Below are 23,356 nucleotides of genomic sequence, written 5' to 3' on the forward strand. Positions count from 1 at the left end.
TCGTCTTGCCGTGGTCCACGTGACCGATCGTGCCCACGTTCACGTGGGGCTTGGTGCGCTCGAACTTACCCTTGGCCATGATTGCGTATCTCGTTGAACGGTTGGATGGAGGGCCGCGCGTGGTGCTGCGACCCGAAGATGGTGCTCACGACTGGAATCGAACCAGTGACCTCCTCCTTACCAAGGAGGTGCTCTACCGACTGAGCTACGTGAGCGTGAGTTGTGCCCTGGCGCCGCGGTTCCAATGATACCCCGCGGTGGAGCGGGAGACGGGAATCGAACCCGCACCATCAGCTTGGAAGGCTGAGGTTCTACCGTTGAACTACTCCCGCGCCGGGGATGTACTGGTGGAGGGAGGTGGATTCGAACCACCGAAGGCGTAAGCCAGCAGATTTACAGTCTGCCCCCGTTGGCCGCTTGGGTATCCCTCCAGCACACAAACCGGTGAAACAGCCCGCGATTTTGACGGTCCCGATCGCGACTGTCAACGCCTGCGATCTCTTTCATGCCGTCGGGTGGCCTCCGGACGCGCCGGCCACCCCGCGGACTCACACGTTGAACCGGAAATGCAGGACGTCGCCTTCCTGCACGCGGTATTCCTTGCCCTCCAGGCGCAGCCGCCCGGCCTCGCGCGCGCCGGCCTCGCCCTTGTAGCGGATGAAGTCGTCGTAGCCGATGGTTTCGGCGCGTATGAAACCCTTTTCGAAGTCGGTGTGGATCACCGCGGCCGCCTGCGGCGCGGTGGAGCCGGCCCTGACCGTCCACGCGCGGACTTCCTTCACCCCGGCGGTGAAGTAGGTCTGCAGGCCAAGCAGGAGGTAGGCCGCGCGGATGACCCGATTCAGGCCCGGCTCCTCGAGGCCCAGGCTTTCCAGGAACGCGTCGCGGTCGGCGTCTTCGAGCTCGCTGAGCTCTTCCTCGATCGCGGCCGAGACCGGCACTACTTCGGCGCCCTCACCCGCCGCCCGGGCGCGCACGGCGTCCAGGTGCGCATTGTCCTCGAACCCGTCCTCGAGCACGTTGGCGACGTACATCACCGGCTTGAGCGTCAGCAGGAACAGGTCGCGCACGGCCGCGCGGTCGTCCTCGGACAGGCCCATCGCCCGCGCCGGGGTGCCGGCGTCCAGCGCGGCGCGCACCCGCGCCAGCACCTCGACCCGCGCCTTGGCGTCCTTGTCGCCGGTCTTGGCCGAGCGCTCGGCGCGCTGCAGGGCCTTGTCGACCGATTCCAGGTCGGCCAGCGCCAGCTCGGTATCGATGGTGTCGATGTCCGCGATCGGGTCGACCTTGTTGTTGACGTGGATGACGTCGGGGTTCTCGAAGCAGCGCACCACGTGGCAGATCGCATCGACCTCGCGGATGTGGGCGAGGAACTTGTTGCCCAGGCCCTCGCCGCTGGCGGCGCCGGCCACCAGGCCGGCGATGTCGACGAACTCCACCGCGGTCGGGATGCACTTCTGCGGCTTGACGATCTCCGACAGCGCATTCAGGCGCGGATCCGGCACCGGGACCACGCCGACGTTGGGCTCGATCGTGCAGAACGGGAAGTTGGCCGCGGCGATGCCCGCCCGGGTCAACGCGTTGAAGAGGGTCGACTTGCCGACGTTCGGCAGGCCGACGATGCCGCATGTGATGCCCATGGTGTGTCAGGTCCTGTTGGTGTGCAGCCGCTTCATGGCTTCGTTGAAATCGCCGGCCATGGCCAGCGGCAGCACGTCGAGCGCGTCGTCGATGGCGCGCCCGATGAGGATGTCGTCGTCCGGCGACGGACGCCCCAGCACCCAGCCGGTCACCCGGTCCTTGTGCCCGGGATGGCCGATGCCGACGCGCAGGCGGTGGAAACGGCCGTGGCCGAGCAGGCGCATGGTGTCGCGCAACCCGTTCTGGCCGCCGTGGCCACCGTCGAACTTGAGCCGGGCGGTGCCCGGCGGGAGATCCAGCTCATCGTGGACCAGCAGCGCCTGCTCCGGCTCGATCTTCCAGAAGCGCAGTGCCGCGACCACCGATTTGCCGCTGAGGTTCATGAAGGTGGCGGGCCTGAGCAGCCACGCCTCCTGGCCGGCGATCCGCACTTTCGCGGTTTCACCGAAAAGCTTGCCGTCGACCTTGAAGCGTTCGCCCTCGCGCTCCGCCAGGGCGTCGACAAAACGGAACCCGGCATTGTGCCGGGTCCGTGCGTGCTCGGTGCCGGGATTGCCCAGCCCGACGATGAGTCGGAGGCCGTCCATCGGGTCGACGCCGGCCGGCGCCCGCGGATCGGAGCGCCGGCGCGGTGCGCCTTACTTCTCCTCGGCGTCCTGCTTGGCCGCGGGAACGTCGCCACCGGCGGCGGCCTCGTCAGCCTCGGGCTCGGCCTCGACGCGCGCGTGGCGGGCCACGGCGACGGCGGGGTTGTGCTCCTCGTCGATCTTGGCGACCAGCTCGACGCCCTCGGGCATCACCAGGTCGGACAGGTGGACGGTGTCGCCCATCTGCATGTTGGCCAGGTCGACTTCGATCGACTCCGGCAGCTTGCCCGGGAGACAGGTCACTTCGACCTCGTTGAGCTCCTGGGTCAGCACCACGCCCGCGGTCTTGCCGGCCGGCGAGGTCTCGGCGTTCACCAGGTGCAGCGGGACGTTGACGCGGATGGCCACGTTCTCGCTCACGCGCTGGAAGTCCAGGTGCATGATCAGCTGGCGGTACGGATGGCGCTGCATGTCACGCAGGAGCACGCGCTGCACCTTGCCATCGACTTCGAGGTCCATGATCGAGGAATAGAACCACTCGTGCTGGCTGGCGACCCAGGTCTTTTCCTGGTCGAGCTGGATGCTCTGCGGGGCGCTGTCGCCGCCGTAAACGACGGCCGGGACCTTGCCGGCGTGACGCAGGCGGCGGCTCGCACCCTTCCCCTCGTCCTTGCGGCTGGCGGCCGTGATCTTGTTCGTGCTCATTGTTGTTTGCTCACTTGCTTGGGTAATCCGCCTCGCGGCGGGATGGTGACTCCCCCGCGACCAGGGAAGCCGATGTTGAAACGGATCGGACCGCGCCCGAAGGGGCTTCAGTCCACGTAGAGGGAGCTCACCGACTCGCCGAAGGCGATGCGGCGGATGGTCTCGGCCAGCAGTTCGGCGACGCTGAGCTGGCGGATGCGGCCGCACTCGCGGGCTGCCTGCGACAGCGGAATGGTATCAGTGACCACCAGTTCGTCGAGCTGGGAGCCGTTCACGTTGTCGATCGCCGCGCCCGACAGCACCGGATGGGTGCAGTAGGCAACGACCTTGGTCGCGCCCTGGGCCTTCAGCGCCGCGGCGGCCGCGCACAGGGTGCCGGCGGTGTCGACGATGTCGTCGACCAGCACGCAGGTCTTGCCGGCGACGTCGCCGATGATGTTCATCACCGTGGCCACGTTGGCCTTCGGGCGGCGCTTGTCGATGATCGCGAGGTCGGCGTCGTCCAGGCGCTTGGCGATGGCCCGTGCGCGCACCACGCCGCCCACGTCCGGGCTGACCACGACCATGTTGTCGGTGCCGTGAGCGCGCCAGATGTCGGCCAGCAGCAGCGGCGAGGCGTAGACGTTGTCGACCGGGATGTCGAAGAAGCCCTGGATCTGGTCGGCGTGGAGGTCGATGGTCAGCAGGCCGTCCGCACCCGCGGCGGTGAACATGCGCGCCGCCAGCTTGGCCGTGATCGGGACCCGCGAGGAGCGCATGCGGCGGTCCTGCCGGGCGTAGCCGAAGTACGGCACCACCGCGGTCACGCTGCTGACCGAGGCGCGCTTGAGCGCGTCGATCAGGGCCAGCAGCTCCATCAGGTGTTCGGCCGTCGGGGCGCAGGTGGACTGCACCACGAAGACATCCTGGCGGCGCACGTTCTCTTCGATCTCGACCTGCACCTCGCCGTCGGAGAACGTGGACACCAGCGCCTTGCCCGGGCGCACGCCAAGCTCGCGGCACACGGCGAGGGCGAGCGGTCGATTGGCATTGCCGGAGAAGATCAGCAGGTTGCCATCTTCTTTTTTCACGGGACTACTCCGCTGGACGCTTGCGACGATGAACGCATTTGGCAGGGGCGGCAGGATTCGAACCTGCGAATGCCGGGATCAAAACCCGGTGCCTTGGGCCACTTGGCGACGCCCCTGCGGTGACCAGGCCGCAAGTGCATCAAGCAGCGGTGAGCGCGACGCGCCGGCCACCACGCGGGCACGAAGCCCTTGCGGCAGTCCGGCGAGCGCGGCCTCGGCGGGCTCGCGCGCAGCGAACTCGACGAAGCAACCGCTGCCCGTCCCGGTCAGGCGTGGCGTGCCGGCCTGCGAAAGTGCCTGGAACGCGGCCTCGACGGCTGGTTCCAGGCGACGCAATACCGGCTCGAACACGTTGCCGAGCGAAGCACCCGAAGCGAAGTCGGCTATTGTCGCGGGCGCGGCATCCCTCGTCAATTCAGAGGTTTGGAACAGGGCCGCCGTCGGGACGTGGATGCCGGGATCGGCGACCAGGTACCAGGCCGGCGGAAGCTCCATCGGCAGCAGCTGCTCCCCCACGCCTTCGGCCCAGGCGTTGTGGCCATGAACGAACACCGGGACATCTGCGCCAAGACCGGCGCCGATGGCGGCCAGCGTGCCCGCCCCGGCCCCCAGGCCCCAGATGGCGTCCAGCGCGACCAGGACCGTGGCGGCGTCCGAGGAGCCGCCCCCGAAGCCACCACCGGCGGGAACCCGCTTTTCAACGCGGATATCGACACCTTCGCCGACATTGAACGACGTTTTCAGCGCATTGGCTGCACGCATCGTAAGATCCGCGGCTTCCGGTACTGCGGCGAGGTCATCACCGTGACGGACGATCCGGCCATCTGAACGCGGGCGCAGATGCACCGTATCGCCCCAGTCCAGGATCCTGAACACGGTCTGCAGCGCGTGATAGCCGTCCGCGCGGCGCCCGGTGATGCGCAGGAAGAGGTTGAGCTTGGCCGGTGCTGGCCAGGCCGACCAGGCGGCCCCGGTCACTGGCCTGCCCTGCCCCACTCGTCCACCACCAGGCGTACGCTGGCGTCTCCACGACGGGCGTCGACGCGCTGCGGCAGCGCCGGCAGGTTGCCGTCGGCCGTACGCCAGGCGCGGAAGTCGATGCTCCACCCGGCCTGCTCCAGGCGCAGCGGCAGCAGGTCGTCGCCAAACGCCAGCCGCGCCGGACCGTGCACGGCCTCGTCGGCAGGCAGGCCCCGCAGCCAGGCGCCCAGCGCGTCCACCGGCACCTCGAGCCCCGTCGCCTCGTAGAGCAGCGCCTGGCCGTCGGGACCGGTGCGGGCCCCACCTTCCAGGCCTTCGAGCCGCGCGCCGCCGGCGTCGACCGCAAGCCGCCAGCTCTGGCGGGTCACGGGTGCGGCCAGCGCGACCGCGAAGGTGTCGCCCTCCTGCCGCCACTCGATCCGGCCGCTGCCGCCCTTGCCGCTGCGGGTGATGGCGGCGCGACCGGTCAGGGCCCATGACGGAATCGCGGCCAGCGCCTGTGCGCGCCCGGCCTGCAGGGTCTCGGCACGGACCCGGTCGGCGGCGTCGAGCACCGGCGGCGCGACCGGGGGCAGCGGCCGCGTGGCACAGGCGCCAAGCGCGCCTGCGCAGGCCAGCGCGAACAGGAACCGCAATGGCGTCATATGCCGATCTCCTCCATGGCCCGGCGCAGCGCCCGGTTTTCCGGGTCGATGCCGCGGGCCTGTTCAAACCACTCCATCGCCTCGTCGCGCCGGCCCAGCTGCCAGAGCACGGTGCCGACATGGGAAGCGATCTCGGCGTCCTTCTCCAGCACGAAGGCGCGGCGCAACTCGACCAGCGCCTCTTCGTGGCGGCCCAGGCGGTGCAGCACCCAGCCGTAGCTGTCGATGATGGCGGCGTTGGTGGGCTCCGCGATGCGCGCCCGCTCGATCAGCTCCAGCGCCTCTTCGTAGCGGTCGGTGCGGTCGGCAAGCGTGTAGCCCAGGGCGTTGAGGGCGGCGGTGCTGTCCGGGTCGGCGACCAGGATGCGGCGCAGGTCGGCCTCGGCACGCGGGATGTCGTCGCGGCGCTCCCACATCAGGGCGCGCGAATACAGGAGCGCCGGCTCGTCGGCGAACGCGGCCAGCCCGCGCGCCAGCGCGTCGAGTTCGGCGGCATCGTCGCCGTCCTCGCGACGCAGCTCGGATTCCATCAGGTAGGCGTCGCGACGCAGGCGCCCGTCGGCGTCGGCATCCTGTTGCAGGGCGTGCAGCGCTTCGTAGGCCTCGTCGCCGCGATCGAGGTCGTGCAGCACCTTGGTCACGCGCAGCCGCGCGGTGGCACGCTGCTCGCCGCCGGGGACGCTGCGGTACCAGTCCAGGGCCTCGCCCGGGCGCTCCAGGAACTCGGCCACCTGCCCGAGCAGCAGCCGCCGCGCGGGATTCGGCACTTCGGCGCCCTGGGCCAGGCCGGCGTAGAGCGCGGCCAGTGCGACCTTGTCGTCGGCCTCGGCCAGCAGCGAAGCGCGCAGCGCCACCTGGGCCAGGTCGCCCCCGGCCGCAGGGTCGGCATGCAGGAGCGCCGCGCCGGCAGCCGGGTCGCCAAGCTCGGCATAGGTGAGGGCCACCTGCTCGCGGATGCGGGGCGCCGCCAGCGCATCTTCGACCGCCAGCGCATCAAGCATCCCGCGGGCCTCGACGCTGTGGCCAGTCCGGTGCAGGTGGCGCACGCGCAGCAGGCCCATGACCGGGTCGTCGGGATGGCGATCGCGCGCGACCGCGTCGATGCGCCCGAACAGCGCGTCGTCGCCCAGGCCCAGCGCCAGCTGTCCAGCGGCCGACAGCGCCATGGGCTCGGTGGGCAGGGCGTCGCGGTCGAACAGCTGGCCCAGCACCCGCGCCGACAGCGCGGGATCGCGGCTGCCGGTGCCGAGCACGGCAAACGCCGACAGCCAGCCGCGGGCGCCGCCGTCGCGCAGCAGGGATTCGAGCTCGCGTCGCGCCGCGCGTTCCTTGCCGGTGCGCAGCGCCAAGGTGGCGCCTGCCGCCTGCATGGCGAGCGTTTCAGGGGCGCGCTTGCGCCACAGGCCCAGGGCTTCCTTCAGCGCGCGGTCATCCCGGCCCATCAGCGCGTAGCGCGTGGCGCGGGCGGCCAGCGCCGCATCATCCGGTGCTGCCCGCGCGGCCTGCAGGTACCAGTCGACCGCCTCATCCAGGCGCCCGGCCGATACCGCGAACTCGGCCGCCATGACCTCCCGCAGCGGCCCGGCATCGCCGGATTCACTGGCCGAAGCCGGCGCGGAAACCGCCAGGCACAGCGCCACCGCCAGCGGCACCGCGAGCCGCAACACAGGATTCCGGCGCCCCGCAGGGGGCGTCCGGGACGCGCGGTGCCCGGGCACCGTAAAATGTCGCCGTGTCATGCCAGCACTTTATCGCAAGCACCTGAACCCATGAGCCTTGTCGCCATCGGCCTGAACCACCAGACCGCGCCCGTCGAACTGCGCGAACGGGTGGCCTTTGCCGACGACCGGCTGCAGCGCGCGCTGGCCGACCTGCGCGCCCTGCCCGGCGTGCGCGAGGTGGCGCTGCTGTCGACCTGCAACCGCACCGAGCTCTACGCGGTGGCCGACGACGACGGCCGCGCCCTGGTGAACTGGCTGGCCACCCACCCCGACGATCCGATCGGCGACGCCAGCTCGCTGCAGGCCTACCTGTACCGCCACGCCGACGACGCCGCCGCGCGCCACCTGTTCCGGGTTGCCACCGGCCTGGACTCGATGGTGCTGGGCGAACCCCAGATCCTGGGCCAGGTGAAGCAGGCCTGGTCGGCCGCGCGCGGCGCCGGCACGCTTGGCGGCCATCTCGACCGCCTGTTCCAGCACGCCTTCGTTACCGCCAAGCGCGCGCGTACCGAGACCCGCATCGGCAACAGCCCGGTGTCGATGGCCTCGATGGCCGTGCGTCTGGTACAGGACAGCTTCGCGCGGCCGGAGGATTCGGTCGCGCTGCTGGTGGGCGCCGGCGAGACCATCGAGCTGGCCGCGCGCCACCTGGCGGCGGCGAACGTCAAGCAATTGATCATCGCCAATCGCACCTATCGCCACGCCGAAGCGCTGGCGCACCGCCACGGCGGCACCGCCCTGCCGCTGGAAGAACTGCAGCACCACCTGCACCTGGCCGACATCGTGTTCTCGGCCACGGCCAGCCGCGAGCCGGTGATCCGCCGTGCCCACGTCGAAGCCGCGCTGTCGGCGCGCCGCCAGCGGCCGATGCTGCTGCTCGACCTCGCCGTGCCGCGCGACATCGAGCCCGAGGTCGGCGACGTGCGCGATGCCTATCTCTACTCCGTCGACGATCTCGAACGCGCGGTCGAAGACAACCGCCGCAACCGCCGCGAAGCCGCCGACGCCGCCGAATCCATCATCGACCTGCAGGTGGCCCAGTACGCGCGCCAGCAGGCCACCGGCGCGCGCAGCGGGCCGATCAAGCGCCTGCGCGCCCACGGTGACGCGGTGCGCGCCGACGTGCTGGAGCGCGCGCGCCAGCAGCTGGCGTCCGGGCAGTCGCCCGACGCCGTGCTTGAATTCCTCGCGCACACGCTCACCAACCGCCTGCTGCATCCACCCACCGCGGCCCTGCGCGAAGCCGCGGCCAGCGGCGACGCCGCCCTGCTCGACGCGGTCACGCGCATGCTGCCGCCGGACGATCCGGCACCCGCCGCCGCCAGGGACGACGACGATGCTGCCGACGCTGCGCCGTAAGCTCGAGGCCCTGGCCGAGCGGCGCGACGAACTCGAACGCCTGCTGTCCGAACCTTCGGTGGCAGCGGACCAGGCGAAATTCCGCGCCCTGTCGCGCGAGTTCGCGGGCCTCGAGCCGCTGGCCGCCGCACTCGCCGACGAGGCGCGCGCGCGCGCCGACCTCGAGGCCGCGGAAGCAATGCGGGCCGACCCGGAGCTCCGCGAACTGGCGGAAGACGAAGTCGAGGCCGTCACCGCGCGCCTGGCCGAACTCGACGACACCCTGATGGCCCTGCTGGTGCCGCGCGACGCGCGCGACGACGGCGGCATCTACCTGGAGGTCCGCGCCGGCACCGGCGGCGACGAAGCCGCGATCTTCGCCGGCGACCTGCTGCGCATGTACGCCCGCCATGCCGAGCGCCAGGGCTGGCGGGTGGAGATCGAATCGTCGACCCCGGGCGAGCACGGCGGCTTCCGCGAGGCCGTCGCCCGCATCGAGGGCGCGGGCGCCTACGCCCGGCTCAAGTTCGAATCCGGCACCCATCGCGTGCAGCGCGTGCCGGAAACCGAGTCCCAAGGCCGCATCCACACCTCCGCGGCCACCGTCGCGATCATCCCGGTCGAGGACGAGAGCGAGCCGATCGAGATCAACCCAGCCGACCTGCGCGTGGACACCTTCCGCTCGTCCGGCGCCGGCGGCCAGCACGTCAACAAGACCGACTCCGCGATCCGCATCACCCACCTGCCCAGCGGCGTGGTGGTGGAATCGCAGACCGAGCGCTCGCAGCACGCCAACCGCGACAAGGCCATGAAGCGGCTGCGCGCGACCCTGGCCCAGGCCGAGGCCGAGCGCCGCGCCGCGGCCACCGCAGCCAGCCGCAAGCTGCAGGTCGGCAGCGGCGACCGCAGCCAGCGCATCCGCACCTACAACTACCCGCAGGGCCGGATCACCGACCATCGCGTCGAGGGGCTGACCTTGTACGACCTGCCCAACGTCATGGATGGCGCGCTCGATGGGTTGGTGGACCGGCTGACCCGCGAGCACCAGGCCGACGAACTGGCACGGCTGTCCGGACAGGCCGCCTGATCACACGGAGCAAGGCGCGATGGCGAAGATCAAGGGCAAGGCCTACGACCAGGAACTGGAAGCGCTGCAGCACGAACTGGTCGCCATGGCGCGCTGGGTGCGGCATCGCGGCGAACGCATCGTCATCGTGCTGGAAGGCCGCGACACCGCCGGCAAGGGCGGCACCGCCAAGGCCATCACCGAGCACCTCGACACCCGCCAGTACCGGGTGGCCGCCCTGCCCAAGCCAAGCGAGGACGAGCAGGGACAGTGGTACTTCCAGCGCTATGTCCCGCACCTTCCGACCGCGGGCGAGATCGTGCTGTTCGACCGCAGCTGGTACAACCGCGCCGGCGTCGAGAAGGTGATGGGCTTCGCCACCGACGCCCAGGTCGAGGCGTTCCTGGCGCAGGCGCCAGCGTTCGAGAAGCTGCTGGTCGACGATGGCATCCGCCTGTTCAAGTATTGGCTGTGCTGTGACCAGGCCCAGCAGGAGGAGCGCTTCGCCGAGCGCCTCGAGGATCCGCTGAAGGCCTGGAAGCTGTCGCCGATCGACCGCGAGGCGCGGCTGCGCTACGACGACTACACCCGCGCCCGCGAGGCGATGCTCGAGGCCACGCATACGCAGCACGCGCCCTGGACCCTGGTCGACTACAACCACCAGAAGTCGGGGCGGCTGGCGCTGATCCGGGACCTGCTCGACCGGCTGCCCGACGTGGCGGTGCCGGAGGTCCATCCGGAATTCCCGCCGCTGCCGGGCAAGCCGCTCAAGGAGCGCTACGGCGTGCTGGAACCGATCCCGCCCTACACCATCGACGACGACGAATGAACGCTCGTCCGGCGTCGCTCAGCCGGGCTGCCCCGGAGCGGGTCCGCCGGCGTCGGCGATCGCCTGTTCCAGCTCGGCCGCGGTGACCGGACCGAGGAAGGTCTTCACCAGGCGCCCGTCCGGTGCCACCAGGCAGGTCAGCGGCAGTCCGCGCGGGGTGGGGAAATCACGCGGCGGGTCGTAGACATCGACGATCGCCACCGGATAGACCACCGGGCGCGCTTCCAGGAACATGCGCAGCGTTTCCGCATCGGTGTCCTCGTAGGCCAGGCCGATGACCTCCACGTGCTCGCGCATGGCGTCGAGCGCGGACAGCTCCGGCATCTCCTTCAGGCACGGCGCGCACCAGGTCGCCCAGAAGTTCACCACCACCCAGCGGCCGCGGCGATCGGCGAGGTCGTAGCGGGCGCCGTCGAGGGTCGTCACCACCAAGGTGGGGAACTCGGCGCCGCCTTGGTCTGCAGCGGCTGCAGCGCCCCCGGTCGACCTGCGTGCTTCGTCACCGGCATCGCCCGCGCCGGCCTCCTGCGTGGCGACGGGGTCGGCTGCCGACGGCGACCGCGCGTCCTCCCGCTGGCACGCGGCAAGGACCAGGAGCACGAGGCAGGCGGCAAGGCCATGGCGAAAATGCATGTTCATTCCCCGGGCGGGTCAAGGCAGTCGCCGACGCGGCGACGGAGCAGGTCGCGTAGCGGCAGGCGCAGCTGGTCGATGGTGGCGATCACCGCGGCGCCGCGGGCGTCGTCGGCACCGGGCAGATGCGCCTCGGCGATCGGGATGCGCAGCTGGCCGGCCTCGTAGAGCTCGGCCAGGCTGAGCGTGTCGAGGTCGCGCGCGAGCAGCCATTCGCCGGTCTCCGCGCGTCGCACCACGTTGATCGACGCCAGCTGGGCCAGCGTCTCCTGCACCAGCGCATCGGTGAGCACCGGCTCGCAGTCGAGGATCTCTTCGCTGTGCAGGCCGCTGCCCTGGGCGCGGGCCTCGCGGAACCGGGCCAGCAGACGCAGCATCGCGTAGATCTCGTAGCCCTGCGGCAGCCGCAGGTGCGCGGGCTGGTAGCGGAAGGCCGAGACCGAGGCCGCAAACGACGCGCCCAGCAGGATGCTCACCCAGCCGAAATACAGCCACAGCAGGAAGATCGGCACGAAGGCCACCGCGCCGTAGATGTTCTGGTAGGCATTGAAGCTGCCCAGGTAGATGCCGATCAGCCGGCGGCCGATTTCCAGCAGCACCACCGCTACCACGGCACCGGCGAAGGCGTGCCGCCAGTGCACCGTGCGATGCGGCACCACGCGGTAGATCAGGGCGAAGGCCAGCAGTTCGATCACCACGGGCGTCGCGTCGAGCATCGCCGACTGCAGCCACTGCCCGGCGCCGGTGCGGAACACCTCCAGCGCGAAGATCCGGCCCAGCACCGACAGGCTGGCTGCCGCCACCAGCGCGCCCAGGGTGAGCACGGTCCAGTACACCAGGAAGCGCGAAAACTGCGGACGCGCGGTATGCACCCGCCAGATGCGGTTGAAGGCCGACTCGATCCCGAACAGCGTGACCAGCACCGAGACCACCAGCGCGATCACGCCCACCGCGGTGAGCTTGCCGGTGTTCTCCGAAAACGACAGCAGCCAGTCGCGCACGCCCTGCGCCGAGCTTGGAACGAAGTTGGCGAAGATGAACTCGCTCAGCAGGTCGCGCCACTCCTCGAACACCGGGAACGCCGACAGCACGCCGAACACCACCATCGACAGCGGCACCAGGGCGAAGGTGGTGGTGAACGACAGCGCGCCCGCGGCTTCGAACAGGCGGTCGTCGAGGAAGCGCCGCCACAGGAAGCGCGCGAACGTCACGGCGCGCGCGCGATCGCGCAGGCGCTCGCCCCAGCGGTTGAGCGAATCCAGTGGCTCCATCGACGCGAGGTTAACCGATCGCGCCGCCGCCGCGCCCTGGCGGCTGCGGCTATGCTTGCCGCCCCGGAGGAGAACCCATGGCCGAGATCCTGGTCCTGTACTACAGCCGCGGCGGCTCCGTCGCCGCGCTCGCGCGCCAGGTGGCACGCGGCGTCGGCGAAGTCGAGGGCATGTCGGCGCGACTGCGCACGGTGCCGCCCGTGGCGCCGGTCACCACCATCGCGGCGCCGCCCGTGCCCGAAGACGGTGCGCCCTACGTCGAAAGCCGCGACCTCGCCGAATGCGCCGGGCTGCTGCTGGGCAGCCCCACGCGCTTCGGCAACATGGCCGCGCCCCTGAAGCATTTCATCGACGGCCTGGGCAGCGAGTGGGCCAGCGGCACGCTCGTCGGCAAGCCGGCGGCGGTGTTCACGTCCACCGCGACCATGCACGGCGGCCAGGAGTCGACCCTGCTGACGATGATGCTGCCGCTGCTGCACCACGGCTGCGTGATCGCAGGCATCCCCTTCACCGAACCCGGGCTCTCGGCCACGCGCAGCGGCGGCACGCCTTACGGCGCCAGCCACGTGGCCGGCGGCGACAACGATCCGACGCCCAGCGACGAGGAATCGAAGCTGGCGCGCGCGCTGGGTCGCCGCATCGCACTGCTCGCGAAGAGGCTGGGCTGATGGCGCTGGCCACCTCGCAACGCGTACTGGCGGTCCTTCTGTTGGCGCTGGCAGCGCTGTTTGCAGTCTGGTTCGCCGGCGATGCGCGCTACCTGCAGGCGCTGGCGGTGTTCTCCCTGCCGCCGCTGCTGCTGGCGGTCGGCGTCCTAGCGCTACGGCGCACGGCCCCGTTCTGGGCCGGGGTCCTGGCCCTGGGCTGGTTCTGCCATGGCGTGATGCTGGCCTGGGAGCGCGCCGAGGGCCGCGGCTTCGCGCTGGCCGAGGTGGCATTGGCGCTGGGCATCGTCTGCGCTTCGAGCTGGCCCGGCCTGCGCGGGCGTTTCCGTGGGCGGCGCGAAGGGCAGGCACGCGCGAAAGACTAGAATGCGCATCCGCCCGCGCACCGCGCGGGCCACGGCTGGCGCATAGAGGAACACGCGATGGAAGAACTGCTGATCGTCACTACCGGCGGCACGATCGACAAGGTCTATTTCGACGACAAGTCGGACTTCCAGGTGGGCGAGCCGCAGATCGGACGGATCCTCGAGGAGCTCGGCGTGGCGTTCCGCTTCCGCGTGATCCCGATCCTGCGCAAGGACTCGCTGCATATCGACGATGCCGACCGCGAGCTGCTGCGGGCCACCATCGCCGCCCAGCAGGCCCGCCACGTGCTGGTCACCCACGGCACCGACACCATGGTCGAGACCGCGAAGGCGCTGGCATCGCTCGACGACCGCACCATCATCCTCACCGGCGCGCTCAACCCGGCGCGCTTCCGCGGCTCGGATGCGGAATTCAACGTCGGCACCGCGGTGGGTGCCGTGCAGTCGCTGCCGCCGGGCGTCTACATCGCCATGAACGGGCGCATCTGGGATCCGCTCACCGTGCGCAAGAACGTGGCCGCGAACCGCTTCGAAGCGGCCTGAGCCCGGGTACCACGCGTCGCGGCCTCAGGGTCGCGGCGTGGGCCGCCGGGTGCGCGGCTCGTCCGAGGGCGGCGTGCTGCCGGGGGGCCTGGCCGGCGGGCGCCAGCGCGCCCTCATTTCCCCGCCCAGTTCGCCCATGAACGCCAGCCCCAGGCGGGCGATGATGGTCGCGTGCTGGGCGTTGCCGCCGAGGTTGGCCAGCGTGTCGTTGGGCGTGTGCAGCAGCTGGAAGAACGGGCCCTCGTCATACATCGCCGCCGGGAACCCGGCTTGGGTCCACGAAGCGTGGTCGGAGCAGGCGTACCCGCAGGTCGAGTCGCCGCGGGTGTAGCCCAGCGGCAGCAGATAGGCATCGAACAGGTCCTTCAGGAACTGGACCAGCTGCGGATGCGAGTTGTCGCCCATGACCCGGATGTCGGTGGTCGAGCCCGGGGAACGGTAGTTCGTCATGTCCATCTGCAGCACGCCGACCACGTTCCGGCCCTCCGTCGCGAAGCGCTGGGCGATGGCGCGCGAACCGCGCAGCCCGACCTCCTCGGCCGAATAGCCCATGAACATCACCGTGCGGCGCGGGCGATAGCCCTCGGCCATGGCGATGCGCAGCACCTCGGTGAGCGTGGCGATGCCGGACGCATCGTCATCGGCGCCCGGCGCGTTCATGGCGTTGCCTGATCCGGAGCTGGAGATGGAGTCCAGGTGGCCTCCCAGCACCACGATCTCGTCGGCGAGGTCGGTGCCCTGGATGGTGAGGATCACCGAGGGCTGGCCCCCGCAGTTGTTGCAGGCGGTGAACAGCTCGGCAGTGACGTCGCTGCGCCCCGCGGCCAGCGACAGCCAGTGGTCGCGGATCCACACCGGGGCGGCATGGCCGTGGATGCTGCTGAAATAACGGTTGGGCCAGGCGGTGGACAGGTGCTGGATGGTCGCCCGCAGCGCCGGCTCCGACACCTGCGGCAACCAACGGTTGACCAGGGCCTGGTGTTGGATGGTGTAGGCGGGAAGCGCTGCCCTGAGTCCGCGCAGTGCGGTGTCCGACGCCACGAAGGCCTCGGCCTCGGCGCGCGTGGCGAAGGCGAAGTAGCCGCCGCAGCGGCGCTCGACTTCGTGCACGTGGCGACTGAGGTCCTCGAGCTGGTGCTCGCGCATGCTGGCCAGGACCAGCTGCCGGCCCAGTGCGTCGCGCCTCGGCAGGACCTGGCCGCTGAAGTCGCGCAGCGCCGCTTCGAAGGTCGTGCGTTCGGCGACGACGTGCACCGGCGCCATCGGATCGACGCTCGGCACGCCGTGGTCGTGCGCCGCAGCGGCCGCACCCGCAAGCAGCAGCCCGGTGGCGGCGACGGACTTCGCCATGTCGCGGATCTTCATTGCCCTCTCCCTTGCCGGTTGTTCGCGCCCGCGATCATTGCACGCCGTCGCGGTCCGGCGCGCGCCTGTCGGCGACGTCAAAACGCAAAACGGCGGACGGGTTGCCCCGCCCGCCGCCGGTCGCGCGACTGCGCTCAGTACGTGCCGACCACCGACACCCCCGAGTAGGTGCTGTAACCGCGCACGAGGACGTGCCAGGTCCCCGCGGCCGGACTGTTGATGGTGCAGGTCTCGTTGTTGCCGGTCAGGTAGGGCCGGCAGGTGTAGGTCGTGGTGGTCGGCGCCGAGCCCTGGCGCAGGTACAGGTCGGCGTCGCCGGTCCCGCCGGACATCTGCAGGCGCAGCTGGCTGCGGCCCGCCGGCACCTGGATCGTGTAGCGGCGTTCGCTCGCCGCTGCACCCGACAGGCCGGTCACCGGGACCCCGTTCTGCAGCTGGTTGCCCCCGCCTCCCCCGCCGACGGTGTAGCTGCCGGTGAGGGTGATGCCCGAGAACGCCGAGTAACCACGCACCATCACGTGCCAGGTCCCGGCTTGCGGGTTGGTGAAGCTGCAGCTCTCCGCGTTGCCCGAACGATAGGGGCGGCAGTCGTAGGTCGACGTGGTCGGCTGCGAGCCGCGGCGCACGTACAGGTCGGCGTCGCCGGAGCCGCCGCCGCCGGTGGCGATGGTCAGGTTTGTGGCGCCCGACGGGACCGTGATCGTCCAGTACTGCGCGCTGCCGGCGGCACCGGACACGCCGGTGACGGGCGTGCCGTTCTGCAGCTCGTTGCCGCCCGGATCGCCCGGATCACCGGGACCGCCGCCGCTGGCCGCATCGACGGCGGCCTTGGCGTTGAGGATGCCGGCACCGATCGGTTGCGAAGGCGTCGACGGAAACGCGCGCGCCGTGCTCTTGATCAAGGCCTCGACCTGCGCCGGGGTCTTGGCCGGGTTCGATACCGACTGGATCAGCGCCACCACGCCGGCCACGTGGGGCGCCGCCATCGACGTACCGCTGTAGCTGGCATAGCTCTCGCTGCCGGGCCCCTGGCTGCCGGTGTTGAGCGTGGAATAGATGTCCGAGCCCGGGGCCGCGATGTCGACGATGGCACCGTAGTTGGAGAAGCTCGAGCGCGCACCCGTGCTCGTGATCGAGCCCACCGCGATCACGTTGCTGCAGTTCGCCGGAGAGAAGCCCGAGGTGTTGGCATTGCTGTTGCCGGCGGCGATGACGATGGTGGAGCCGCGGCCGACCGCGCCGTTGATCGCGCTCTGCATGGCGCTGCCGCAGCTTCCCGACCCGCCCAGGCTGAGGTTGATCGCCTCGGCCGGGTTGGCATTGGCGGGCACGCCGCTGACCGAGCCGCCCGACGCCCAGATCACGGCGTCGGCGATGTCGGAGTCGTAGCCGCCGCCGCGGCCGAGCACGCGCACCGGGACGATCTTCGCGCCGTAGGCGGTGCCGGCCACGCCCTTGGCGTTGTTGGTCACCGCGGCCACGGTGCCGGCGACGTGGGTGCCGTGCCAGCTCGAGGCATAGCCGCCGGAGTAGTCGCCGGGGTCGCTCGGATCGTTGTCGCGGCCGTTGCCGTCGCCGCCCACCGAGGCCGTGGAGATGAAGTCATAGCCCGGCAGCACGTTGGCGTTGAGGTCGCTGTGGTTGGTGATGCCGGTGTCGAGCACCGCGACCACCGTGCCGGAGCCGCTCGTGGTGTCCCAGGCCTGGGTTGCGCGGATGCCGCCGGCGCCGGTGCCGTAGCCCCACTGCTGGCCGAAATTCGTGTCGTTGGGAGTCAGGACAAGCTTGTTGAGCTTGTCGACCTCGACGTACTCCACGTTCGGGTTGGCCGCGATCTGCCGCATCAGGCTCTCTGCCTCGACGCGGTCGAGCTTGCGGTTGGTGGAGATGACCTCCGCCCCCACCGCCATGCGGCGCTCGTGGCGCAGCGCCAGCGGTGCGCCGCGGATGCCGGCCGGCACCACGCCTGCGGCCGCCCTGAGTGCGGCATCGCGCTCCTTCGCGCTTGCCTGCTCCGGGCTGCCGTCGACGTACTTGATGATGAAGCGGTCGTGCTGCGCGGATGCCTGCAGGCCGCTGAGGTTGATGCGTTCGGCCGCGAATGCCGGCGCGACGACGAGGGAAGACAGGGCCACGGTGGTGGCGAGCGCGAGTGCGTTGATGCGCGCGCGGCGGAGCGGTGCGTCGGTCATGAGTGGGTTTCCCGGAACGGTATCGAATGCCGCACGAGGCGGCGAAGCGCCGGTGGCGGCCGTTCCGGGATCCCTCCCCCGTTCCTGGCATCCGCCGACATGGGCGGACTGACACTTTTGGTCCGCAAAGTGACGCTAAGCGACACCTTCGCAGCCATGCAAGCGGGAACCGGGCGCAGTGGCGCCCCAACCCGTGCCCTCCATCACGGTTCCGACAATTGCCCTGTCGAAACAGGAACGATGGGCCTTGCGCCCGCCGCCGGGATCAGAACATCCCGGTTTCCAGGCGCGCGGCCTCGGACATCATGTGCCGCGTCCACGGCGGGTCGAACACCAGTTCGACGTCGGCCTCGACCACGGTCGGGATCATCTCGATCTTGCTGCGCACGTCATCCACCAGGATGTCGCCCATGCCGCAGCCGGGCGCGGTCAGGGTCATGCGTACCTCGACCTGGCGGTTGCCGTCCTCGCGATGGATGACGTTGGCCTCGTAGACCAGGCCGAGGTCGACGATGTTGATCGGGATCTCGGGGTCGAAGCAGGTGCGCATCTGCGACCACACCAGCCGTTCGACCGCGGCGTCGTCCGCGCCCTCGTCCAGCTGCAGGGCTTCCGGCGGCTCCTTGCCGATGGCATCGGCGTCCCGGCCGGCGATGCGGAACAGGTTGCCTTCGACGAACACCGTGAAGCTGCCACCCAGCGCCTGGGTGATGTAGCCGACGCTGCCCGCAGGCAGGGTGACCTCGTCGCCCTGCGGCACGAGCACCGCGTCGCAGTCGCGGTCCAGGCGAACGGGTTCACTGTTGCGGGAATACATGGGGGGCTCGCGGCGATCTCGATGCAGGGGCTCCATTCTACCGCCCGCCGTGACGCTATCCTGTCCCGCCCTGAAGGTGCAGCGTTCCATGCCCCCATCCCGATCCCGGCCCGCACTGGCGCTGGCACTGGTGCTGGCCGGAAGCATCGGCATTGCCGCCGCCTGGGTGCTCGTGTCCCAGGCCACCCGCAGCCAGTGCAACTGGATGGCGGTGCTCGCGGCGCTGGACGCAGCCCTGCTGCTGCGCATGGGCGGGGTGCGGCCCGGGGCGATGCGTGCGGCCTGCGGCGTGCTGGCCACGCTGCTGGCGATCGCGCTGGCGAACTGGGGCATCGCCGCCAACGAGATCGGCCGCATGATCGGCCTGACGCCCTGGGCGTCGATGGGCAAGCTCGGGATGGAGCACGCTTGGCTGCTGGTCCGCCTGGCCAACGACGCCACCGACCTCGCATGGCTGGCGGCAGGACTGGTCGTGGCGGCGGTCTGCAGCCGCTGATCCGCTCCGGCGCGCTGGCTCGATCGACGGTTCGGCCGGCGGCTCAGTGGCCGCCGTCGAGTGCCTTGAGTTCGCTCACCAGGGCGCTGGCCATCTCCGCGCCGTCGCCGTAGAGCATGCGCGCGTTGTCGGCGTAGAACAGCGCGTTTTCGATGCCGGCAAAGCCCTTGCCCTTGCCGCGCTTGATCACGATGGTGTTTTTCGACTCCACCACGTCCAGGATCGGCATGCCGTAGATCGGGCTGGCCGGATCGGTCTTGGCCACCGGATTGACCACGTCGTTGGCGCCGATCACCAGGCTGACGTCGGTGTTCTTGAACTCGGGATTGACGTCGTCCATGTCGACGATCAGGTCGTAGGGCACGCCGGCCTCGGCCAGCAGCACGTTCATATGGCCCGGCATGCGTCCGGCCACCGGGTGGATGGCGAACTTCACCTTCACCCCGCGCTCGATCAGGCGCTGGCTCAGCTCCCAGATCTTGTGCTGCGCCTGGGCCACGGCCATGCCGTAGCCGGGCACGATCACCACGCGCTCGGCGTAGGCCATCATCGCCGCGACGTCGGCGGCCTCGATCGGCTTCTGGCTGCCGGTGATCTCCGCCGCCTCGCCGGTGGTACCGAAGTTCGAGAACAGCACGCTGCCGATCGAACGGTTCATCGCCTTGGCCATCAGCCGGGTCAGCAGGATGCCGGCCGCACCGACCATCATGCCGGCGATGATCAGCGCCTCGTTGCCGAGCACATAGCCTTCGAAGGCCACGGCCAGGCCGGTCAGGGCGTTGTACAGCGAGATCACCACCGGCATGTCGGCGCCGCCGATGGGCAGCGTCATCAGCACGCCCAGCGCCAGCGCGACCACGAAGAAAGCCGCCACCAGCGGCACCCCCAGCGAGTGCACCACCATGCCGCCCAGCACGAGCGCGGCCAGGAACACCACGGCGTTGAAGACCTGCATGCCCGGGAAGGTGTAGCGCTTGTCCATGCGCCCATCGAGCTTGGCCCAGGCGATGATCGAGCCCGACAGCGCCACCGAGCCGATCAGCGCGCCCAGTACCGCCAGCACCAGGGCCGTCTGGCCGGGCGCCTGGCCAGACGCCGACCAGCGCAGCAGCTCGACCGCGCCGATGGCCGCGGCCGAACCGCCGCCGAGGCCGTTGTACAGCGCCACCATCTGCGGCATGTCGGTGATCGCGACGCGCTTTCCCGACACCCAGGCGAGCACCGTGCCGAGCACCAGCGCCACGACCATCAGCGCGATGTTCTGCAGCCCCGGAATGAGGAAGGTGACGGCGGTCGCCAGCACCATGCCCACGCCCGCCCACTGGATGCCGCTGCGCGCGGTGCGCGGCGACGCCATGCGCTGCAGGCCAAGCAGGAACAGGGTGGCGGCCACGAGATAGCTGGACTTGATGACCAGCATCAGGATCTCCGCGCCGCTCATGCGCCGCCTCCCTTGCCCTTGTTCTTGTTCTTGTCGCTGGGCTTGAACATCTCGAGCATGCGCTCGGTGACGACGTAGCCACCCGCGGCGTTGCCCGCACCCATCAGCACGGCCACGAAGCCGATCGCCTTCTCCAGGGTGGTGTCGGCGTGCCCCAGCACCACCATCGCGCCGATCAGCACGATGCCGTGGATGAAGTTGGATCCCGACATCAGCGGCGTGTGCAGGATCACCGGCACCCGCGAAATGATCACGTGGCCGGCGATCGCCGCCAGCATGAAGATGTACAGCGCAACGAATCCATCGCCCACACGCGCTCTCCCCGGACAGCCCACGCCGATCATAACCGCCCGGGACGCCACCGCCACCGCTGTGTCAACCGGTTGCCGCCGGGTGCGTTGTCTTCCACGACCCCATCGACGCGAGCGGTATGGACGGCAGCTTGCAGGTACATCGCGACGGCCCGGGGGTGGCTATGCTGGACGTCATGCCCGCGGACGCCGCCACCCAGGCCTCTTCGTCGCCCATCCCGGCGGCGGGAGCCCAGACCCTCGAGGCCTTCCTCGACGGGATCGCCGCGCGCGCCTACCGCTTCGCCGAGGCCGGCCTGCGCCACCGCGAGGACGCGCTCGACGCGGTGCAGGACGCGATGGTGAAGATGCTCGGCTACCGCGAGCGGCCGGCGGACGAATGGACGCCGCTGTTCTGGACCATCCTGCGCAGCCGCATCGTCGACGCGCAGCGGCGGCGGACCCTTCGCCTGGGCTGGATGACCTCCGCCGATGAGCGCCAGGAAGCCGGCGTGGAATGGGCCGATGCCGGGCCGGACCCGTCCCGCGCACACGATGGCCAGGAGGCCTGGGGCCAGCTGGTCGCCGCGCTGCGCGACCTGCCCCGGCGGCAGCGCGAGGCCTTCGGCCTGCGCGTGCTGGAAGAGCTCGACGTGGCGACGACCGCCCGCGTCATGGGCTGCAGCGAAGGCTCGGTCAAGACACACCTGTCGCGTGCGCGCGACGCGCTGCAGAAGCGACTGGAGGATTTTCGATGAGCAACACCCGCCAAGACGATTTCGACCACGACATGCGGGCGCTGCACGCGCGCGCGGTCGAACAGGTTCCGCCACGCACGCTGTACGCGCTGCGCATCCGTCGCGAAAACGCGGCGAAAGCGCCTGCGCGCCCGGGCCGGCACGGCGCCGGATGGTGGGTGGCTGCGGCCTGCGCGGCGGTGTTCGCGCTCGCGATCGGCCTGCGCCAACCCGGCCTGGAGCCACTTCCCGCTACCGGCGATCCCGTACCCACGTTGGCCGCGGTGGCCGAGGCCGTCGAGGCGGGCAGCTACGACGCGGGCTTCGCCGCACTCGAGGAAGACCCCGACCTGTACCTGTGGCTCGCCGCCCAGGACAGCCAGATCCTGGCCATGGAGTGAGGACCATGCCGAACATCCGCATCCGATCGATTACCGCCCTGCTGCTCGCCCTGGCCTTCGCACTGCCGGCCGCCGCCCAGTCCACCGACAGCGCCGCGCCGCTGCCGGGCTGGGACCAGCTCACCGAAGCCCAGCGCCTGGCGCTGGTGGCCCCCATGCGCCAGCGCTGGAACGACCACCCGGAAAAGCGCGCGCGCATGCTGGCCCACGCCGAGCGCTGGCAGCAGATGGCGCCCGAGCAGCGCGAACGGGCCCGCCGCGGCGCCGAGCGCTGGCAGCAGATGGATCCGGACAAGCGCGAGGCGATGCGTGCGCTTTACGCCCGGCTGCGGACCTTGCCGGAGGCCGAACGTGAGGCCCTGCGCGCGGAGTGGCGCGGGATGACTCCGGAACAGCGCCGGGCCTGGGTCAAGGCCAACCCGGCTCCGCCCAAGGCTCCCGGGGACCGCTGAACCCGGCTCAGCCCTCGCGCGGCGGCCACACCGTCTTCGCCAGCAACTCATCGTCCCAGTCGAAGGCGAGCGTGCCATCGGAGACCAGCAGGCTGGCGAAATTGAACACGTTGCGCGAGAACATCTCGCTCGCGTGCAGCGCGCCGCTGCTGGCGAGGTCGAGCGGCCCGGCGATGGTGACGCCGCCGGCGTCCACGGTGTCCCCGGGGCGCGTCAGTTCGCAGTTGCCGCCGGTTTCGGCGGCGAGGTCGACTATCACGCTTCCCGGGGCCATGCCCCCGACCATGCCCCCGGTGATGATCCGCGGCGCCGGCCGCCCCGGGACCGCGGCGGTGCAGACGATGGCGTCGATGCCGCGCAGGTGTTCGCCCAGGCGACGCTGCTGCTCGGCACGCTCCTCATCGGTCAGCGCGCGCGCGTAGCCGCCCTCGCCCGCTGCGCTGACCCCCAGGTCGAGGAAGCGCCCGCCCAGGGACTCGATCTGTTCGCGCGTTTCAGGCCGCACGTCGAAACATTCGACCTGCGCACCCAGGCGGCGCGCGGTGGCGACCGCCTGCAAGCCGGCCACGCCGGCACCGATCACCAGCACCTTCGAAGGCCGGATGGTGCCGGCCGCCGTGGTGAGCATCGGGAAGAAGCGCGGCGCCAGCTGGGCGGCGATCAGCACCGCCTTGTAGCCGGCCATGCCCGCCTGCGAGCTGAGCACGTCCATCGCCTGGGCGCGCGTGGTGCGCGGCAGGCGTTCAAGGGGAAATGCGACCAGGCCGCGCGCGCGGATCGCCGCGGCACGCGCCGGATCGGCCTCGGGCTGCAGCTGGCCGATGATGGCCGCGCCTTCGCGCAAGATCGCGAGCACATCAGGGGGAGGCGACTGAACGCAGAGCACCAGGTCGGCGCCGGCCAGGGCCGCGGAGGCGTCGTCGACCAGGGTCGCTCCGGCGGTCGCATAGGCCTCGTCGGGGAAGTGGGCGAACACACCAAGGCCGCGCTCGATCGCCACCGTGGCGCCGGCGGCCACCAGCTTCCTGCAGGTTTCCGGGGTCAGGGCGACCCGTCGTTCGCCAGGCGCGAATTCGCGCGCCACGCCTATGCTCACTGCCATGCCC

Annotated in this window: 25 protein-coding genes and 4 tRNA genes; 10 read left to right on the forward strand and 19 right to left on the reverse strand. The window is 70.6% G+C overall.

Translation table 11 applies throughout. The features are described 5' to 3' along the window. Positions 1-139 precede the first annotated feature (139 nt). The 11 genes from ACW5F0_RS13555 to ACW5F0_RS13605 all read right to left on the reverse strand — a co-directional run bounded on the left by ACW5F0_RS13555 (position 140) and on the right by ACW5F0_RS13605 (position 7,367). Positions 140-215 (reverse strand) — tRNA-Thr (locus ACW5F0_RS13555). 43 nt (positions 216-258) lie between these two features. After that, positions 259-332, reverse strand: a tRNA-Gly gene (locus ACW5F0_RS13560). A gap of 13 nt (positions 333-345) precedes the next feature. Beyond that, positions 346-431, reverse strand: a tRNA-Tyr gene (locus ACW5F0_RS13565). A 117-nt stretch (positions 432-548) separates the two neighbouring features. Next, on the reverse strand, positions 549-1,640 hold the full coding sequence (ychF, locus tag ACW5F0_RS13570; protein WP_456965192.1) for a redox-regulated ATPase YchF: 1,092 nt from the start codon (positions 1,638-1,640) through the stop codon (positions 549-551). Between the two features lie 6 nt (positions 1,641-1,646). Next, on the reverse strand, positions 1,647-2,228 hold the full coding sequence (gene pth, locus ACW5F0_RS13575; protein WP_456965191.1) for an aminoacyl-tRNA hydrolase: 582 nt from the start codon (positions 2,226-2,228) through the stop codon (positions 1,647-1,649). Between the two features lie 51 nt (positions 2,229-2,279). After that, positions 2,280-2,933 (reverse strand): 50S ribosomal protein L25/general stress protein Ctc, encoded by a 654-nt coding sequence (locus ACW5F0_RS13580; protein WP_456965190.1) that lies wholly within the window; start codon positions 2,931-2,933, stop codon positions 2,280-2,282. Positions 2,934-3,040: 107 nt separating this feature from the next. After that, positions 3,041-4,003, reverse strand: a complete 963-nt coding sequence (locus ACW5F0_RS13585; RefSeq protein WP_456965189.1) for a ribose-phosphate diphosphokinase — start codon at positions 4,001-4,003, stop codon at positions 3,041-3,043. A 39-nt stretch (positions 4,004-4,042) separates the two neighbouring features. Next, positions 4,043-4,119, reverse strand: a tRNA-Gln gene (locus ACW5F0_RS13590). Further along, the gene (gene ispE, locus ACW5F0_RS13595; RefSeq protein WP_456965188.1) at positions 4,082-4,981 is read right to left on the reverse strand and encodes a 4-(cytidine 5'-diphospho)-2-C-methyl-D-erythritol kinase; all 900 of its coding nucleotides are present in this window, start codon (positions 4,979-4,981) and stop codon (positions 4,082-4,084) included. Before ispE ends, ACW5F0_RS13590 begins: the two co-directional genes overlap by 38 nt. Beyond that, positions 4,978-5,628 (reverse strand): lipoprotein insertase outer membrane protein LolB, encoded by a 651-nt coding sequence (gene lolB / locus ACW5F0_RS13600; protein ID WP_456965187.1) that lies wholly within the window; start codon positions 5,626-5,628, stop codon positions 4,978-4,980. The genes ispE and lolB overlap by 4 nt, the downstream gene beginning before the upstream one ends. Next, entirely contained in the window at positions 5,625-7,367 is a 1,743-nt protein-coding gene (locus ACW5F0_RS13605) for a tetratricopeptide repeat protein (protein WP_456965186.1), read from the reverse strand. The genes lolB and ACW5F0_RS13605 overlap by 4 nt, the downstream gene beginning before the upstream one ends. A 30-nt stretch (positions 7,368-7,397) precedes the next feature. On the opposite strand from ACW5F0_RS13605, the gene hemA reads away from it, so the two are divergent. From hemA to ppk2, 3 genes are read left to right on the forward strand one after another with little or no spacing between them, the layout of a single operon-like run. After that, positions 7,398-8,708 (forward strand): glutamyl-tRNA reductase, encoded by a 1,311-nt coding sequence (hemA, locus tag ACW5F0_RS13610; protein WP_456999939.1) that lies wholly within the window; start codon positions 7,398-7,400, stop codon positions 8,706-8,708. After that, a complete protein-coding gene (gene prfA, locus ACW5F0_RS13615; RefSeq protein WP_456999940.1) occupies positions 8,686-9,774 on the forward strand; it encodes a peptide chain release factor 1 in 1,089 nt (362 codons plus the stop codon). The genes hemA and prfA overlap by 23 nt, the downstream gene beginning before the upstream one ends. 19 nt (positions 9,775-9,793) lie before the next feature. Next, complete coding sequence (gene ppk2, locus ACW5F0_RS13620) at positions 9,794-10,582, forward strand: polyphosphate kinase 2 (RefSeq protein WP_456999941.1); 789 nt, start codon at positions 9,794-9,796, stop codon at positions 10,580-10,582. A gap of 18 nt (positions 10,583-10,600) precedes the next feature. Here the strand turns inward: ppk2 and ACW5F0_RS13625 are convergent, their stop codons facing one another. After that, the gene (locus tag ACW5F0_RS13625; protein WP_456965182.1) at positions 10,601-11,221 is read right to left on the reverse strand and encodes a TlpA family protein disulfide reductase; all 621 of its coding nucleotides are present in this window, start codon (positions 11,219-11,221) and stop codon (positions 10,601-10,603) included. Continuing rightward, positions 11,218-12,486, reverse strand: coding sequence for a YihY family inner membrane protein (locus ACW5F0_RS13630; RefSeq protein WP_456999942.1), 1,269 nt, complete (start codon positions 12,484-12,486; stop codon positions 11,218-11,220). Before ACW5F0_RS13630 ends, ACW5F0_RS13625 begins: the two co-directional genes overlap by 4 nt. A gap of 77 nt (positions 12,487-12,563) precedes the next feature. On the opposite strand from ACW5F0_RS13630, the gene wrbA reads away from it, so the two are divergent. From wrbA to ACW5F0_RS13645, 3 genes are read left to right on the forward strand one after another with little or no spacing between them, the layout of a single operon-like run. Next, positions 12,564-13,154, forward strand: coding sequence for an NAD(P)H:quinone oxidoreductase (gene wrbA, locus ACW5F0_RS13635; RefSeq protein ID WP_456965180.1), 591 nt, complete (start codon positions 12,564-12,566; stop codon positions 13,152-13,154). Then, positions 13,154-13,516 (forward strand): DUF2069 domain-containing protein, encoded by a 363-nt coding sequence (locus ACW5F0_RS13640; protein WP_456965179.1) that lies wholly within the window; start codon positions 13,154-13,156, stop codon positions 13,514-13,516. The genes wrbA and ACW5F0_RS13640 overlap by 1 nt, the downstream gene beginning before the upstream one ends. Before the next feature lie 57 nt (positions 13,517-13,573). Beyond that, entirely contained in the window at positions 13,574-14,059 is a 486-nt protein-coding gene (locus tag ACW5F0_RS13645; protein WP_456965178.1) for an asparaginase domain-containing protein, read from the forward strand. 24 nt (positions 14,060-14,083) lie between these two features. Here the strand turns inward: ACW5F0_RS13645 and ACW5F0_RS13650 are convergent, their stop codons facing one another. The 3 genes from ACW5F0_RS13650 to sufT all read right to left on the reverse strand — a co-directional run bounded on the left by ACW5F0_RS13650 (position 14,084) and on the right by sufT (position 18,433). Continuing rightward, positions 14,084-15,424, reverse strand: coding sequence for a M20/M25/M40 family metallo-hydrolase (locus tag ACW5F0_RS13650; RefSeq protein ID WP_456999943.1), 1,341 nt, complete (start codon positions 15,422-15,424; stop codon positions 14,084-14,086). A gap of 134 nt (positions 15,425-15,558) precedes the next feature. Beyond that, entirely contained in the window at positions 15,559-17,616 is a 2,058-nt protein-coding gene (locus ACW5F0_RS13655) for a S8 family peptidase (protein ID WP_456965176.1), read from the reverse strand. A gap of 265 nt (positions 17,617-17,881) precedes the next feature. Beyond that, on the reverse strand, positions 17,882-18,433 hold the full coding sequence (sufT, locus tag ACW5F0_RS13660) for a putative Fe-S cluster assembly protein SufT (RefSeq protein ID WP_456965175.1): 552 nt from the start codon (positions 18,431-18,433) through the stop codon (positions 17,882-17,884). A gap of 88 nt (positions 18,434-18,521) precedes the next feature. Between sufT and ACW5F0_RS13665 the strand changes: the two genes are divergently transcribed. Continuing rightward, complete coding sequence (locus tag ACW5F0_RS13665) at positions 18,522-18,929, forward strand: hypothetical protein (RefSeq protein ID WP_456965174.1); 408 nt, start codon at positions 18,522-18,524, stop codon at positions 18,927-18,929. Between the two features lie 43 nt (positions 18,930-18,972). Here the strand turns inward: ACW5F0_RS13665 and ACW5F0_RS13670 are convergent, their stop codons facing one another. Together ACW5F0_RS13670 and ACW5F0_RS13675 are read right to left on the reverse strand one after the other, a co-directional pair. Further along, positions 18,973-20,370 carry an NAD(P)(+) transhydrogenase (Re/Si-specific) subunit beta gene (locus ACW5F0_RS13670; RefSeq protein ID WP_456965173.1) on the reverse strand — a complete coding sequence of 466 codons (1,398 nt, stop codon included), beginning with the start codon at positions 20,368-20,370 and terminating at the stop codon, positions 18,973-18,975. After that, a complete protein-coding gene (locus ACW5F0_RS13675) occupies positions 20,367-20,681 on the reverse strand; it encodes an NAD(P) transhydrogenase subunit alpha (protein WP_456965172.1) in 315 nt (104 codons plus the stop codon). The genes ACW5F0_RS13670 and ACW5F0_RS13675 overlap by 4 nt, the downstream gene beginning before the upstream one ends. Positions 20,682-20,857: 176 nt before the next feature. On the opposite strand from ACW5F0_RS13675, the gene ACW5F0_RS13680 reads away from it, so the two are divergent. From ACW5F0_RS13680 to ACW5F0_RS13690, 3 genes are read left to right on the forward strand one after another with little or no spacing between them, the layout of a single operon-like run. Then, positions 20,858-21,418 (forward strand): RNA polymerase sigma factor, encoded by a 561-nt coding sequence (locus ACW5F0_RS13680; RefSeq protein WP_456965171.1) that lies wholly within the window; start codon positions 20,858-20,860, stop codon positions 21,416-21,418. Next, positions 21,415-21,798 (forward strand): hypothetical protein, encoded by a 384-nt coding sequence (locus tag ACW5F0_RS13685; protein ID WP_456965170.1) that lies wholly within the window; start codon positions 21,415-21,417, stop codon positions 21,796-21,798. Before ACW5F0_RS13680 ends, ACW5F0_RS13685 begins: the two co-directional genes overlap by 4 nt. Before the next feature lie 5 nt (positions 21,799-21,803). Next, complete coding sequence (locus tag ACW5F0_RS13690) at positions 21,804-22,250, forward strand: DUF3106 domain-containing protein (protein ID WP_456965169.1); 447 nt, start codon at positions 21,804-21,806, stop codon at positions 22,248-22,250. A 7-nt stretch (positions 22,251-22,257) separates the two neighbouring features. Here ACW5F0_RS13690 and ACW5F0_RS13695 read toward each other — a convergent pair whose 3' ends face one another. Continuing rightward, the gene (locus ACW5F0_RS13695; RefSeq protein WP_456999944.1) at positions 22,258-23,352 is read right to left on the reverse strand and encodes an NAD(P) transhydrogenase subunit alpha; all 1,095 of its coding nucleotides are present in this window, start codon (positions 23,350-23,352) and stop codon (positions 22,258-22,260) included. Positions 23,353-23,356 lie beyond the last annotated feature (4 nt).

The sequence above is a fragment of the Luteimonas sp. A534 genome, assembly GCF_054072805.1.

Excerpts from the sequence above, each read along its gene's own strand:
- lolB (WP_456965187.1), bottom strand. The coding sequence starts at position 5,628 with ATGACGCCATTGCGGTTCCTGTTCGCGCTGGCCTGCGCAGGCGCGCTT.
- ACW5F0_RS13605 (WP_456965186.1), bottom strand. The coding sequence starts at position 7,367 with ATGACACGGCGACATTTTACGGTGCCCGGGCACCGCGCGTCCCGGACG.
- ACW5F0_RS13695 (WP_456999944.1), bottom strand. The coding sequence starts at position 23,352 with ATGGCAGTGAGCATAGGCGTGGCGCGCGAATTCGCGCCTGGCGAACGA.
- pth (WP_456965191.1), bottom strand. The coding sequence starts at position 2,228 with ATGGACGGCCTCCGACTCATCGTCGGGCTGGGCAATCCCGGCACCGAG.
- sufT (WP_456965175.1), bottom strand. The coding sequence starts at position 18,433 with ATGTATTCCCGCAACAGTGAACCCGTTCGCCTGGACCGCGACTGCGAC.
- ACW5F0_RS13685 (WP_456965170.1), top strand. The coding sequence starts at position 21,415 with ATGAGCAACACCCGCCAAGACGATTTCGACCACGACATGCGGGCGCTG.
- ppk2 (WP_456999941.1), top strand. The coding sequence starts at position 9,794 with ATGGCGAAGATCAAGGGCAAGGCCTACGACCAGGAACTGGAAGCGCTG.
- prfA (WP_456999940.1), top strand. The coding sequence starts at position 8,686 with ATGCTGCCGACGCTGCGCCGTAAGCTCGAGGCCCTGGCCGAGCGGCGC.
- ACW5F0_RS13670 (WP_456965173.1), bottom strand. The coding sequence starts at position 20,370 with ATGAGCGGCGCGGAGATCCTGATGCTGGTCATCAAGTCCAGCTATCTC.
- wrbA (WP_456965180.1), top strand. The coding sequence starts at position 12,564 with ATGGCCGAGATCCTGGTCCTGTACTACAGCCGCGGCGGCTCCGTCGCC.
- ACW5F0_RS13640 (WP_456965179.1), top strand. The coding sequence starts at position 13,154 with ATGGCGCTGGCCACCTCGCAACGCGTACTGGCGGTCCTTCTGTTGGCG.
- ACW5F0_RS13680 (WP_456965171.1), top strand. The coding sequence starts at position 20,858 with ATGCCCGCGGACGCCGCCACCCAGGCCTCTTCGTCGCCCATCCCGGCG.
- ACW5F0_RS13625 (WP_456965182.1), bottom strand. The coding sequence starts at position 11,221 with ATGAACATGCATTTTCGCCATGGCCTTGCCGCCTGCCTCGTGCTCCTG.
- ACW5F0_RS13650 (WP_456999943.1), bottom strand. The coding sequence starts at position 15,424 with ATGAAGATCCGCGACATGGCGAAGTCCGTCGCCGCCACCGGGCTGCTG.
- ychF (WP_456965192.1), bottom strand. The coding sequence starts at position 1,640 with ATGGGCATCACATGCGGCATCGTCGGCCTGCCGAACGTCGGCAAGTCG.
- ACW5F0_RS13645 (WP_456965178.1), top strand. The coding sequence starts at position 13,574 with ATGGAAGAACTGCTGATCGTCACTACCGGCGGCACGATCGACAAGGTC.
- ACW5F0_RS13630 (WP_456999942.1), bottom strand. The coding sequence starts at position 12,486 with ATGGAGCCACTGGATTCGCTCAACCGCTGGGGCGAGCGCCTGCGCGAT.
- ACW5F0_RS13690 (WP_456965169.1), top strand. The coding sequence starts at position 21,804 with ATGCCGAACATCCGCATCCGATCGATTACCGCCCTGCTGCTCGCCCTG.
- ACW5F0_RS13655 (WP_456965176.1), bottom strand. The coding sequence starts at position 17,616 with ATGACCGACGCACCGCTCCGCCGCGCGCGCATCAACGCACTCGCGCTC.
- ACW5F0_RS13580 (WP_456965190.1), bottom strand. The coding sequence starts at position 2,933 with ATGAGCACGAACAAGATCACGGCCGCCAGCCGCAAGGACGAGGGGAAG.
- ACW5F0_RS13665 (WP_456965174.1), top strand. The coding sequence starts at position 18,522 with ATGCCCCCATCCCGATCCCGGCCCGCACTGGCGCTGGCACTGGTGCTG.
- hemA (WP_456999939.1), top strand. The coding sequence starts at position 7,398 with ATGAGCCTTGTCGCCATCGGCCTGAACCACCAGACCGCGCCCGTCGAA.